This is a genomic window from Methanothermococcus sp. (assembly GCF_015523155.1).
GTDB lineage: Archaea > AGJL01 > Methanococci > Methanococcales > Methanococcaceae > Methanofervidicoccus.
The window spans coordinates 17,372-29,949 of sequence record NZ_WAKW01000067.1 but is presented as its reverse complement, the minus strand read 5'-3'; the positions used below and the strand labels follow the sequence as shown (position 1 = coordinate 29,949).

Genomic DNA, 12,578 nt, shown 5'->3' with positions numbered 1-12,578 from the left:
AACAGTTCTAACAATAGTTTCAGGTCTGAAAAATTAATAATTTAGTAGCAATGTATAAAATAACATATAAAAACGACTGTTTTTAAAAAATAAATAGTTGCAAATATTTACAACTTTTTTAAAGGAATTAAAACAAATATTTGTTAATTCATATATTAAAGTTTTTTATTTAGTATTTCCAAAGTTTTTCTTTGAATATCAATCAAAATGTCAAATTTGCTATTTAGGGCATCTAATTTATTATCAATAGCATTTAGCTTATCTAATTTGTTATCTATTGTATTTAGCTTATTTACTGTAAGAGTTTGGAGCTCTACCAATTTATTAATGGCATTAACTCCTTTGTCTAATTTTCTACCTATATCTATTAATGAATCAACATCTAATTTTATGTCTTCATTTGTAGGTAGTGCCAATCTTTTACCAATGGAACTATATTCTATATTTTCAACAACCGCATCTTTTAATTTATTGCCTATTTTTAAGATAATGGCACTAATTACATCAGGATTATCAGTATTTACAAAGAGTCTTACGGTGTTGTCCTTATAATTAAAAACAGCCCCTTCGATACCTAAATCTATAAATGCCTTTGTAATAGCATCCCTAAATCCAACATCTTGAACATTGCCTTCAATTATAAAGTAATATGTTTTTTCATTATTTACGGTGAGCTCCTCTCTATTTTTATTTATATCAACTCCCATAATAACCACCAAAAAAATTTATTAATTATATTTAATTTTTATCATTTTTATAATTACTCATCCACGTAATAATATTCTCCAATTTCTTTCTGGTATAAATCTCTCTGACTTCCTTCTTTATTTACTCTCGGTCTTCCCGTGTCTGGGTCTCTTCTGAATGTTATATTCATTTCCTTTAAGAACTTATTTGCACCGCTTCTTTTATCCAACGGTGAAGAACCTTTTCCAATTTTACCAGCCTCACCGCTGAATACTACAAATCTATCTGAGATATAATCTTGGAATAATATATCATGATCCACTACAAACATTGCTGCATCCTTTTCATCTGCCATTCTTCTTATTGTTCTGGATACATTTAACCTCTGCTCCACATCCAAAAATGCCGAAGGTTCGTCTATTAAATATATATCTGCATCCTTACTTAGACATGCTGCAATTGCCACTCTTTGGAGCTCACCACCAGAGAGGTCTTTCACATCAAAGTCCATTATTTTTTCCAAGCTCAGCGGCTTTATTATCTCGGATTTATAAAAGGAAGTGTTTATATTCGCTATGCTCATTAAAAGGTCTCTAACTGTTCCATCATAATCTGAGGAAATATACTGAGGTTTGTATGACACCTTTACATCCTCACTTGAAACACTACCTTCATCAGGTTTAACAATTCCAGCAAGTATTTTTACAAATGTTGTTTTACCTATACCATTTGGTCCCAATATCCCTATTACCTCCCCCCTGTGTATTGTTCCACCATCAACAGACAGGTTGAAATCACCAAGGGTTTTTGAAACCTTCGAATATTCCAAAAGCAACGGTCTATTTGAATAATTTGCTGGCGGTCTTTTTTCAAATACAATTGGGTTTTTTCTAAATCTTATATTCTCTTCCCTTAAAAATCCATTTAAATATGTATTTATTCCAACTCTTGTTCCTCTTGGATGAGTTACAACCCCATAGGCAGAGGGAATACCATACATAATATGTATGTGGTCGGAGAGATAATCCAAAACTATTAAATCGTGTTCTACTGCAACAACCTTTTTACCTTCTTCTGATATTTTTCTAATTACCTTTGCAGCATTAAACCTCTGCCTTACATCAAGCCATGATGAAGGTTCGTCAAAGTAATAAATATCTCCTTCCCTTAAACATGCTGCGGCAATTGCCACTCTTTGGAGCTCACCACCACTGAGCTGGTCGAAGGTTCTATCAAGTATGTTTTTTATTTCCAAAATATTTACTATTTCATCAAACAATCCCTTTTCATCTACCTTTTTTAATAATTCCCAAACCGTTCCCTTTACAACCTTTGGAAGAGCATCAATATACTGAGGTTTATGAACAGGTTTAATATTTCCATTTTTTAAATTTTCAAAATATTTTTGGAGCTCCGTTCCTGAGAAGTGTTTTATTACTTTATCATAATTTGGTTCTTCATCCATATTGTTTAAATTTGGTATGAGAGCTCCGCTTAATATGGCAAGTATTGTGGATTTACCAATACCATTTGGTCCCAATATACCAACCACTCCTTCTCTTGGAGCTATTAAGCCGTATAATCTAAACCTGTTTTTACCATAGGAATGCACTATCTTATCTTTGGTGAGTTCCTCTGGAAGACCTATAATTGTGATAGCTTTAAAGGGACATCTTTTTACACATATACCGCATCCGCTACATAATTCTTCTGAAATTATAGGTTTTCCAATGTCTTCATCCATAACTATGGTTTCTTCCCCCATTCTAACGCCGGGGCAGTATTTTATACATTCCATTGAACATCTTCTCGGCTGACATCTATCATAATCTAAAATAGCCAATCTATCTGCCATTACATCACCATTTTAATTTTATTTTATTTAGTTTCTCATTTTTTATTTCCGTTTTTTCCTTTTTTATTTATTTTTTCTTTTTATTCCTTATTTATTTTTATTAGCATAATTTACCAATCCACCAGCACTTAATATGTCCCATTCTATGCCTTTTGGAACATCGCAATCTAATTTTTTATCGTTAATTGTTATTTTTTTATTTTCCAAGTCTATTTCCACAATATCTCCGTCTTGTATATTTTCCTTTTTTATCCCTTTACAAGTAATTGGAATAAGCCCTATATTTATGCAGTTTCTATAAAATATTCTTGCAAAACTCTCAGCAACCACTGCCTTAATACCTGTGTATTTTATAGAAATTGGTGCCTGCTCCCTACTACTTCCACAGCCAAAATTTTCGCCAGCAACTATTATATCTCCTTCCTTAACCTTTTTTGGAAAGTTCTCATCAATACCTGCCATGCAGTGTGATGCGAGCTCGTAAGGGTCTGTTGTTTTTAAATAGGGTCCTGGAATTATAGCATCAGTATCTACATCATCACCAAATAAATGAACATTACCTTTTATTATCATAATATCACCATGATACGCAGCGTTTAAATTAAAAATTATAAAATTATTATAATCAGTATAATAAATTAAAAAAGGGGTTTGATATATAATATAAAATATAAATGTAATATAAAACTAAATATAATTATATTTCACATTTTTATATTTTTGGTGTATTTTGGTGTAAGTATGAATGCCCTTATTGATATAAATTACGATTCAGAAGACAAATGTATCTATCTATATCTGCTAAATAGAATTTTAAAAGATACTAATTTTAAACCATATTTTTATGTGGATGCTACTATAAAGGAAATAAATGACTTTTTAAATAGCGATGAGGATAAAAAAAATCTCCTAAATTATATAAAAGACCTTGAAACTGTAAAAAGAATAATTATAAACAGCAACCTCAACGACTTAAAAAATCGGATAATTGAAAGGAATTTTACAAAAATCACTGTGAAGTATCCGAAAGATGTTCCAAAACTAAGGGTGTTAAAGGAGCTCGGAGAAGTATATGAACACGACATCCCATTTACAAAGCGATATTTAATTGATAATGATATAGTCCCAACAACATACTATTATGATTTTGAGGATGAAACCAGAACAATAGCAAATAATAACCTACCAGAATTAAAAACCATTTCTTTTGACATGGAAGTATATTGCGAAGGTAGAGAACCTGACCCAGAAAAAAATCCCATATTGATGACAAGTTTTTGTTCAAAGGACTTAAAAAAAGTAATAACATACAAACCTTTTGAGCATGAATATGTGGAACTGGTAAAGGATGAGAAAGAGCTCATAAAAAGAACAATTGACATCCTAAAAGATTACGATATAATATACACCTACAACGGCGATAACTTTGATTTTCCTTATTTAAAAAGGAGGGCTGAGCATTTTGGAATAGATGTATTTTTTGACAGAACCGCAGATAAAGAAACAGAAATAGGAACAAAAACAAAAACACAGAAGCATAAACAAAAAATAAAGATTTCACGAGGGGGAATTCATTTAAGAAGTTATATTCCGGGAAAGGTGCATATTGATTTATATCCAATAGCAAGAAGAACCCTAAATCTAACAAAGTATAAATTAGAGGATGTAAGTTATGAGCTCTTTGGAGTGCATAAGTTGGAAGTTGGGCATCAAAATATATCGAATCTGTGGAATAATATGGATAAAAATCTCGTTGAATACTCTTTCCAAGATGCCTATTATACCTATAAAATTGGAGAGTATTTTTTGCCGTTGGAGGTCATGTTTTCAAGAATTGTAAATCAAACACTATTTGAAGTTAGCAGAATGGGAAGCAGCCAGATGGTTGAATATCTTTTATTAAAGCATTCATTTAAAAATAACTTTTTAGCTCCAAATAAACCTTCAAACAGAGAATATCAAAAAAGATTAAGGGAATACTATGAGGGAGGATATGTAAAGGAGCCAATTAAGGGCATGCATGAAAATATTGTGAGCATGGATTTCAGAGCTTTATATCCATCCATCATAATAAGCTACAATATAAGTCCAGATACCATCGACTGCAAATGCTGTGAAGATACATCCGAAAAGATACTGGGGCACTGGTTTTGTAAAAAAAGGACTGGACTTATCCCAATGGTATTGAGAAACTTAATTGAAAGGAGAAAAATAATTAAAAAAATTTTAAAGGAAAAGAGCAGTGGGGAAGAAATTAATAATAAAGATAAAGAAAATAAAAATAATGAAAATGAATACTATAAACTCCTAAATTATGAACAAAAATCGTTAAAGATACTTGCAAATAGTCATTATGGATATATGGCCTATCCACGAGCTCGGTGGTATTCAAAGGAATGTGCCGAAATAATTACACATTTGGGCAGAACATATATCCAAAAAACCATTGAAGAGGCAGAAAAAAACGGATTTAAAGTAATATATTCAGATACTGATGGATTATATGCAGTATTAAATAAAAACACCGATAAAAAAACTCTGTTAAATAAAACCTATGAATTTTTAAACAAAATAAATGAAAAACTTCCAAAAGATATGGAGTTAGAGTTCGAAGGATACTATAAAAGGGGCATATTTATCACAAAAAAGAGGTATGCACTTATCGATGAAAATGATAAAATAACAATAAAAGGATTGGAATTTGTAAGAAGGGACTGGTCGAATATTGCAAAGAAAACTCAAAAAGCAGTTTTAGAAACCCTATTAAAAGAAGGGGATATTGAAAAGGCAAAAACTATTATAAGAAACACAATAACCGATTTAAGAAATGGAAAAATCGATAAAAAAGATTTAATAATATATACTCAACTTACAAAGGACATCAACGAATATAAAACCACCGCACCCCATGTTGAAGTGGCCAAAAAAATATTAAAAAAAGGCGGAAGATTAAACATAGGGGATGTGATAGGGTATATAATTGTCAGTGGAAACAAATCCATAAGTGAAAGAGCAACCCTTCCAGAAGATGCAAAAGATTACGATACATCATATTATATTGATAACCAAATTTTACCGCCAGTATTGAGAATAATGGAATCATTAGGTATTTCAAAGGATGAGCTCCGAAACATTGATAAACAAATTACATTGGATGGGTTTTTCTTTTAAGTTATTGATAATTTAGGCATATAATAAGCTAATATTAAGCTAAATATGGGATATAATGGATAAAATCAATGTATTTGCCTATGGGGAATTAATGAAAAAAGAGAGATTAAAGAAATTGATAAATAGGATTCCAGAAATGAAAAAAGGAAAAATAATTGGATTTGAAAAGTTTTTTGACCAAAATATAGGTTATTATGGCATTAGGAAAAAAGAAAATTCAGTTGTCGAAGGAATTATTTTATTTGGTATATCAGAAGATGAATTAAAGATATTTGACGATTATGAGGATGAAGGAGAGTATTATTTCAGGAAAAAAACCCATGCCTATGATAATGAAGGAAATAAATATGATGTATTTGTTTATATAAGAAATTAATATTTAATATATCTTTTTATTTTTAATTTAATGTTATATTTATAAAATAATTTACAAATTTTAGTGATAATATGATGATATTGGTAGAAAATTTAAATTATGTGGTTGATAAAGAGTTAAATGTCTATGAAAGTGTTGATATCTTAATAAAAAAAGAAAATGAAAAAACAAAAATTGTAATTGGCAAGAACCTTCTGGAAAAGGAAAACCTAAACAAGAAGGATTTAAAAATAATCGATGGAAAAAATAAATGTGCAATGCCAGGATTAACAAACACCCATACGCACATCCCAATGACACTTTTAAGAGGAATTGCCGATGATATGATTTTACAGAACTGGTTAAATGATAAAATATGGCCTAATGAAGCAAAACTCACAAAAGAAGATGTTTATTATGGCTCCTTTTTAGGAGGTCTTGAAATGCTTAGGTTTGGGATTACATCATTTAATGAAATGTATTTCTTTTCGGAAGAGATATTGGGAGCCACAAAAGAAATTGGATTGAAAGGAGTAATAAGTTTTCCAATAATTGACTTTGGAACTCCTGAAAGTAAGGACCTAAACAAACTTTTAAAGATGGCGGAGAAGTTTATAAAAAAGCATAAAGATGAAAAAATAGTTAAACCAGCAATAGCTCCACATGCTCCATATACCTGCTCAAAGGAAACATATACTACATGTAAGGAAATAGCCGATGAATACAACACCTTATTGCACACCCACATATCTGAAACTAGATACGAAGTAGTGGAAATGGAAAATAATATAAAAATGAGACCTATTGAATACTTGGAAAATATTGGGGTGTTGGATAGCAATGTAATAGGAGCTCACTGTGTATGGATTACAAAGGATGAGGTAAAAAAACTTGCAAAGCATAATGTGAAAGTATCCCACTGCCCTGGAAGTAATATGAAACTTGCCAGCGGTGGAGTTATGCCCCTTGTGGAGATGTTAAATGAGGGCGTAAAAGTATCCATTGGAACAGATGGACCTGCGAGCAACAACAATTTAGATATTTTGGAAGAGATGAAAATCACCGCATTACTTCACAAAGCACACAGATGGGACCCAACAGTGGGAGATATCGACACAGTTTTGAAGATGGCTTTTGACAGTGAAATATTGGGATTTGAAAATAACGACATTGTATTATTGGACCTCAATGCACCTCATTTACGACCAGTAAATAATATAAAATCAAATATTGTATATTCTGCAAATGGAAATGATGTGGATACTGTAATAGTGAATGGAAGAGTATTATTGGAAAATAAAAAATTCATATTCGGGGATAAGTTTTTAAACAATATTTATAAAAAGATAGGTAAAATAAAGGAAAAATTTAATTAAATTATTTCGGTGAAAAATAAATGAAAGTTGATATGCATGTCCATACGATTTGTTCCAGATGTTCAATAAATCCCATAAAACTTCTAAAAAAAGTATGTTCGGTGAAAAAAATACTGCCCGTTATAGCAGACCATAATATATTGACAAAGGTGGATTTTGGGATTTCGGGAGAGGAGATAGCCACAGAAAAAGGAGAATTTATCGGGGCATTTTTAAACGAACAAATAAATGAAAAGGATATTTTTGAGGCGATGGATAGGGTAAAGGAGCAGGGTGGATTGATTTATCTACCTCATCCATTTGATGGGAGGAGAAGAAGAGCGCTGTGTAGGTTTGATGTGTTAAATAATAAAGAATTTATTAAGAGAGTCGATATTGTCGAGGTATTTAATAGTCGATGCATAGAAGAGGAACCAAATATAATGGCTTATGAATATGCTAAAATAAATAATCTATTAATGGGTGTAGGGAGCGATTCCCATTTTCCATGGGAGCTCGGCAATGCATATATGGAAGTTGATGAATTTGATAAAGACAATCCAAAGGAATTTTTAAAGGCACTAAAAAAGAATAAAGAGCCAAAATGTTATACAAAATTGGGAACCCCATTAAATATTCTGTTTTTTAGCAAAGTGTCTAAAAAATTAAGGAAATTGAATATTATAAAAAACAAGATATAAAATAGGATATAAAATAAGCAAATTAAATAATAAAATAAATATAGATATGTAAATATAAATACATATAAACATAATTGTGATTATTATGGATATTGATATTTTAAAGGTCTCGGAAAGGTTGAAATTAGATGAATCGGACATAAAAAAGGCATTTGAAAGAAAAATAATTTCTTTTGATGAGTATGATAATAAAAAATACCTTTTATTTAAAAAGAAGCTCAGGCATATTGAGAGGGGGACGGTTTTATTTTTAAATAATAATATGGATATTGTGATGGGCTATCCAAAAATAAGGCGTGCAATGATGCTTTATCCCACTTTAAAAAATTATTTTATTGATAAAATTGTTGTTGAGGAAAAACTAGACGGATACAATGTGAGGATAGCAAAAATTGATAATGGAGTAGTGGCAATTACGCGAGGAGGGCGAATTTGTCCATTCACGACAAAAAAAGCATTAAGGTTTTTAAATACGAATATATTGGACGATTTTCCTGATTTAATGCTTTGTGGTGAGATGATAGGTTTAAACAATCCCTATGTTCCCCATTATTATCCAGAAGTTGATAATGTGTTAATTGAGAAAAAGGATAAAAATAATAAAATTATTGAGAATTTAGGGTTTTATATATTTGATGTAAGGCATAGGGAAACAAATAAGCCACTTTCAATAACGGAAAAGGATGAAATACTTGAAAAATATGGGCTCCCCTATGTAAAACCAATTGGGGTATTTGATAAAGAGAATGTTGAGCACATAAAAAAAATAATATTAAAGTTAAATGAAGAAAAAAGGGAGGGGATAGTTTTAAAAGACCCTGACATGTTAATAAACCCTATAAAATACACCACTCACTACACCCAGTGCAATGATTTATCTGTGGCATTTAGGTATGTATATGATTTAGGTATCGATTTTATGTTCAGCAGATTAGTTAGGGAGGGATATCAGTCATTCGAATTCAATGAAGATGAAAAAGAAATGGGGGAAAGGGCAAAAAATATAGGAAAATCAATACTTTATCCAATGGTAGATACTATAAAAAATATTTCAAAAGGTGAATTTATTACAGAGGATTTTGAGATATATTTAGATAGTGAAGAAGATTTAAATGAGTTTTTAGCATATTTGAAAAAACTCCATATTGCATATACAATAAAGGAAAAACAAAAACTAGAAAATGGAATGCACAAAGTTAAAATAGGAAGAATGTATAATTCAACCAACGATAAAATAAAAAGCCACTTAGATGGAAATTTGTGGTAGATAAAAAATTATAAGTAAAACATAGAAAAAGAGAAAATAAATAAAATATAAAAACATCCGGTGATGAGAGTCATCCCTGCTGATGCTGTATAAGATGAGACCTGGGGTAGCTGAGGATGTTTTTTTAAATCAAACTTTCCGCATTAATTTTATTTTTTATTCTTAGAACTATCTCGGGAATAAATGAAGTGATAAAGGATTTATCGGCATTTTCCATTACTTTTTTATCGTCTCCATTACATCCATAGGCGTTTATTCCAGCATCATTTAATATTTTTACAGTGGTTTTCTCCACCCATTTGTTAGCATCGCTAATATAAACTTCCTCCGGCTTTAATACCTTTGCCATTCCCCATGCTATATATCTACCACCCAATAAACCTAATTTATTCCATTCTCCAATGTCGTCAATTGTCTTGCTGTGGATATTGTTGTATAAATTGCTGTTTTTAACTGCTACCCAGTGAGCATCACCAATAAAATGCCCGCCTAAATTATTTGGATAAATTAAGCTCTCATTATTGTAGTTTAAAAATTTGCTTCCCTTTGCTATTGCTTTCAATATATTTTTATCCAGTATGCGGGTATCCAATTTATTGTATTCAATTTCTTCCTTAATAATTCTTAAAACTCTCGGGACTCCAAAGTTTCCTCGTTTGGCAGTTTTTGGTGAGTAGCCACACATATAACCATGATGATTCCCGCTGAATCCACTTAATATTACATTTAAACCACTCCTGAGCCCTATTCTGCATTCATCCTCATATGCACCATTGGTGGCAACCACCCCTCCTTTTACCAATATACGGGATACTGCAACTGCCTTTGCAAATGCTTTTAACCTATCTTTTGCCCTATTAAACGGAGCTCCTTCAATAACAAGCACATCCACATCCAAATCGATACATGATTTTAAACCAGTGATTAGATCGTCGTATCCATCTCCAATATGGAATATACCTTCCAATCCTCTGCTGTATTTTTTAGCAGCTTCTGCAACAACTTTCATCTCATCCAACGGTGCGGCATGCTCTTCTCCGCCTTGTTCCCCCACAACATTAATACATACAGTAGATGATAATTTTACCCAGTCGTAAAATTCATAGGAATATTCTTTTTCTTTGTCGATAAGTCGTTTGTGTATTCTATTTTTCGGACATCCCATGTATGGCGGTCCTTTGTAATAACACTCGCCCATGCAGTGGGTAATCTCTTTTGGAAACCTCATTGCTCCGTATTTTCCAAAATGGTCTAAATCAATGGGAACCCTGATTTTATTGTGGATAGTTTTAAAAACTTCCAATGGCGTCATGCCTTCTTTTTCCGCAATATCTCCAAGTGCATATGCACATATATGTATTGGAAACCCCAAATAATCAGTTAAAATGCAGTTCTCCATGAACTCCGTTAAAGTCAATGATGAGGCACATGGACCTATGCCAATTTCCACTAAATCGCATCCAAGGGGGAATTTTCTAAAATTACTTCCAAGCTTTTGGATTTCCTCAATACTTAAATCATCAACTGTATCGACTATTTCTATTATTTCTTTTTCAGATAGTTTATTTTTTGTTATTTTTTCAATAACCTCTTTTCTCAATTCTAAACAGGCATCCAAATCATTTACTGCATTTTTTATCATATCTTTCATTATTCCACCGCTAATTTATTAATGGATTTTATAATGGATAAATACCTATCTTCAATTCTTTCAAGGGTATTTAAATCGTATCTGTGAGTATGTAAGATTATTTTATGAGTTCTTTTATCATTTTTATTATTTGTATTTTTATCAATCATATAATCAGGAATTATCAAAATTCCATCATCTGAAAGGCTGATGTCCAAATCAACTATAATCTTTTTTATAAATTCTGTTTCTGAGTTAATTTTTACATTTTTATTGTATTTTAGGGATTTAATTTCATTTTTCTTTTTATTGATGGTTTCAATGTAATCTTTTATTTTATTAGAATCTCCGATATTCAACTTCTTCAACCCATTCATACTATTAATTAAATCATCAAATGTGGCGGATTTTATTTCAAAAATAGGATATGGATTTAGTTTTTCCACTCTTTCCTTATACCCTTTTGAAATAATCAATAAATCATAATGTTCTTTTAGTTCATTGTTGTATGGATTAATTACATCGTAGTCCTCAATACCAATTATTTCTGCAATATCTCTATACATTTTGGTTATACCAACTTTCATAATATCCCAATATCTCATCTAATTTAAAATAATAATTATTTTTAATAATTTTTATATTTTTAAATTTATTTGGATTTACCCCTATCATCAAACCACCTTATTTCTAATTACCTTTATCTACAATAACTATTTCTTTTGGAATATTTTTTATTTTAAATGATAATTTGCCCCCATTATCAATTTTGTTAATTTCATCCCATGTATAGTATGCCAATCCATCAAATACTGCCCCCTTTTCATAAATTATAATATTATATGTATGGTTAAAATTAGATATAATATACCCCAATAATATTATGAGAGCTCCTATAATCCACGAATTTATGGTTATAATTAAGTATCCTCCAACTCCTGCCAGCAACAGCCCGACTAAAAAATAGTGCCAACTTCCGATTTTTCCCTTTACCGATTTTACAATGTCCCCTTTATCTATTTCTGAAATTTTTTTCCAATTGTAGTATATTCCTATTAAAATAATTACGCCCAATAATATTGCCACAAAAATAGCAGTTTTAAAATCAACAGTATGAAGCATTAAAGGCACTAATATTAATAATATAGTGGCTGTGTTTATTAGTTTAAAATAAAGAGGATTAATTCCTTTCATAATTTACACCCCTTAATACATTTTTATCCAAAACAATTTCCTTTGGAATATATTTTATCTTTATTTTTACCCTGCCCCCTTCTTTATGTATATTTAATTCATCCCATGTATAGAATGCAATATCCCCTAAAACAATGCCTTTTTCATATACTTTAATGGGTGGTTTCTGGAAACTATATCTTCCCAATAATTTATATGTAATGTCCGATATTATAAGTATTACTGGCAACCATATGGGTATTATATTTTTGTAGTATAATATAAGTGCAATTCCCAACGTTATAACTATAAATGACTCATATCTTAATTTAGATAAATTTGGCTTATTATTTTTAAGTATTTTACCTTTGTTCATCCTCCCCA

The 12,578-nt window shown here is 30.8% G+C and carries 12 protein-coding genes; 5 read left to right on the top strand and 7 right to left on the bottom strand.

From position 1 onward, the window contains the following. Positions 1–155 precede the first annotated feature (155 nt). From F7B34_RS06830 to hacB, 3 genes are all read right to left on the bottom strand, one after another. Positions 156–707, bottom strand: coding sequence for an acylphosphatase (locus tag F7B34_RS06830; RefSeq protein WP_292461085.1), 552 nt, complete (start codon positions 705–707; stop codon positions 156–158). 53 nt (positions 708–760) lie between these two features. Further along, positions 761–2,542 (bottom strand): ribosome biogenesis/translation initiation ATPase RLI, encoded by a 1,782-nt coding sequence (locus F7B34_RS06825; RefSeq protein ID WP_292461084.1) that lies wholly within the window; start codon positions 2,540–2,542, stop codon positions 761–763. A gap of 87 nt (positions 2,543–2,629) precedes the next feature. Further along, positions 2,630–3,115 (bottom strand): homoaconitase small subunit, encoded by a 486-nt coding sequence (hacB, locus tag F7B34_RS06820; RefSeq protein ID WP_292461083.1) that lies wholly within the window; start codon positions 3,113–3,115, stop codon positions 2,630–2,632. 168 nt (positions 3,116–3,283) lie between these two features. On the opposite strand from hacB, the gene F7B34_RS06815 reads away from it, so the two are divergent. The 5 genes from F7B34_RS06815 (at position 3,284) to F7B34_RS06795 (ending at position 9,391) form a co-directional block, all read left to right on the top strand. Further along, complete coding sequence (locus F7B34_RS06815) at positions 3,284–5,713, top strand: DNA-directed DNA polymerase (protein ID WP_292461082.1); 2,430 nt, start codon at positions 3,284–3,286, stop codon at positions 5,711–5,713. A 55-nt stretch (positions 5,714–5,768) separates the two neighbouring features. Then, a complete protein-coding gene (locus F7B34_RS06810) occupies positions 5,769–6,089 on the top strand; it encodes a gamma-glutamylcyclotransferase family protein (RefSeq protein WP_292461081.1) in 321 nt (106 codons plus the stop codon). A 74-nt stretch (positions 6,090–6,163) separates the two neighbouring features. Beyond that, positions 6,164–7,444, top strand: a complete 1,281-nt coding sequence (locus F7B34_RS06805) for an amidohydrolase (RefSeq protein ID WP_292461101.1) — start codon at positions 6,164–6,166, stop codon at positions 7,442–7,444. Positions 7,445–7,464: 20 nt separating this feature from the next. After that, on the top strand, positions 7,465–8,124 hold the full coding sequence (locus F7B34_RS06800) for a PHP domain-containing protein (RefSeq protein ID WP_292461080.1): 660 nt from the start codon (positions 7,465–7,467) through the stop codon (positions 8,122–8,124). 85 nt (positions 8,125–8,209) lie between these two features. Next, entirely contained in the window at positions 8,210–9,391 is a 1,182-nt protein-coding gene (locus F7B34_RS06795; RefSeq protein ID WP_292461079.1) for an RNA ligase, read from the top strand. A gap of 124 nt (positions 9,392–9,515) precedes the next feature. Here the strand turns inward: F7B34_RS06795 and hmdC are convergent, their stop codons facing one another. From hmdC to F7B34_RS06775, 4 genes are all read right to left on the bottom strand, one after another. After that, complete coding sequence (gene hmdC, locus F7B34_RS06790) at positions 9,516–11,042, bottom strand: 5,10-methenyltetrahydromethanopterin hydrogenase cofactor biosynthesis protein HmdC (protein WP_292461078.1); 1,527 nt, start codon at positions 11,040–11,042, stop codon at positions 9,516–9,518. Then, positions 11,042–11,608: a hypothetical protein gene (locus tag F7B34_RS06785; RefSeq protein ID WP_292461077.1), complete on the bottom strand. Its 567-nt coding sequence runs from the start codon at positions 11,606–11,608 to the stop codon at positions 11,042–11,044. Before F7B34_RS06785 ends, hmdC begins: the two co-directional genes overlap by 1 nt. 103 nt (positions 11,609–11,711) lie before the next feature. After that, a complete protein-coding gene (locus F7B34_RS06780; protein WP_292461076.1) occupies positions 11,712–12,215 on the bottom strand; it encodes a hypothetical protein in 504 nt (167 codons plus the stop codon). Continuing rightward, a complete protein-coding gene (locus F7B34_RS06775) occupies positions 12,202–12,570 on the bottom strand; it encodes a hypothetical protein (RefSeq protein WP_292461075.1) in 369 nt (122 codons plus the stop codon). The genes F7B34_RS06780 and F7B34_RS06775 overlap by 14 nt, the downstream gene beginning before the upstream one ends. Positions 12,571–12,578: the final 8 nt, after the last annotated feature.

What these genes read in the sequence shown, in the direction of transcription:
- F7B34_RS06830 (WP_292461085.1), bottom strand. Translation starts at nt 707, where the DNA reads ATGGGAGTTGATATAAATAAAAATAGAGAGGAGCTCACCGTAAATAAT.
- F7B34_RS06825 (WP_292461084.1), bottom strand. Translation starts at nt 2,542, where the DNA reads ATGGCAGATAGATTGGCTATTTTAGATTATGATAGATGTCAGCCGAGA.
- hacB (WP_292461083.1), bottom strand. Translation starts at nt 3,115, where the DNA reads ATGATAATAAAAGGTAATGTTCATTTATTTGGTGATGATGTAGATACT.
- F7B34_RS06815 (WP_292461082.1), top strand. Translation starts at nt 3,284, where the DNA reads ATGAATGCCCTTATTGATATAAATTACGATTCAGAAGACAAATGTATC.
- F7B34_RS06810 (WP_292461081.1), top strand. Translation starts at nt 5,769, where the DNA reads ATGGATAAAATCAATGTATTTGCCTATGGGGAATTAATGAAAAAAGAG.
- F7B34_RS06805 (WP_292461101.1), top strand. Translation starts at nt 6,164, where the DNA reads ATGATATTGGTAGAAAATTTAAATTATGTGGTTGATAAAGAGTTAAAT.
- F7B34_RS06800 (WP_292461080.1), top strand. Translation starts at nt 7,465, where the DNA reads ATGAAAGTTGATATGCATGTCCATACGATTTGTTCCAGATGTTCAATA.
- F7B34_RS06795 (WP_292461079.1), top strand. Translation starts at nt 8,210, where the DNA reads ATGGATATTGATATTTTAAAGGTCTCGGAAAGGTTGAAATTAGATGAA.
- hmdC (WP_292461078.1), bottom strand. Translation starts at nt 11,042, where the DNA reads ATGAAAGATATGATAAAAAATGCAGTAAATGATTTGGATGCCTGTTTA.
- F7B34_RS06785 (WP_292461077.1), bottom strand. Translation starts at nt 11,608, where the DNA reads ATGAAAGTTGGTATAACCAAAATGTATAGAGATATTGCAGAAATAATT.
- F7B34_RS06780 (WP_292461076.1), bottom strand. Translation starts at nt 12,215, where the DNA reads ATGAAAGGAATTAATCCTCTTTATTTTAAACTAATAAACACAGCCACT.
- F7B34_RS06775 (WP_292461075.1), bottom strand. Translation starts at nt 12,570, where the DNA reads ATGAACAAAGGTAAAATACTTAAAAATAATAAGCCAAATTTATCTAAA.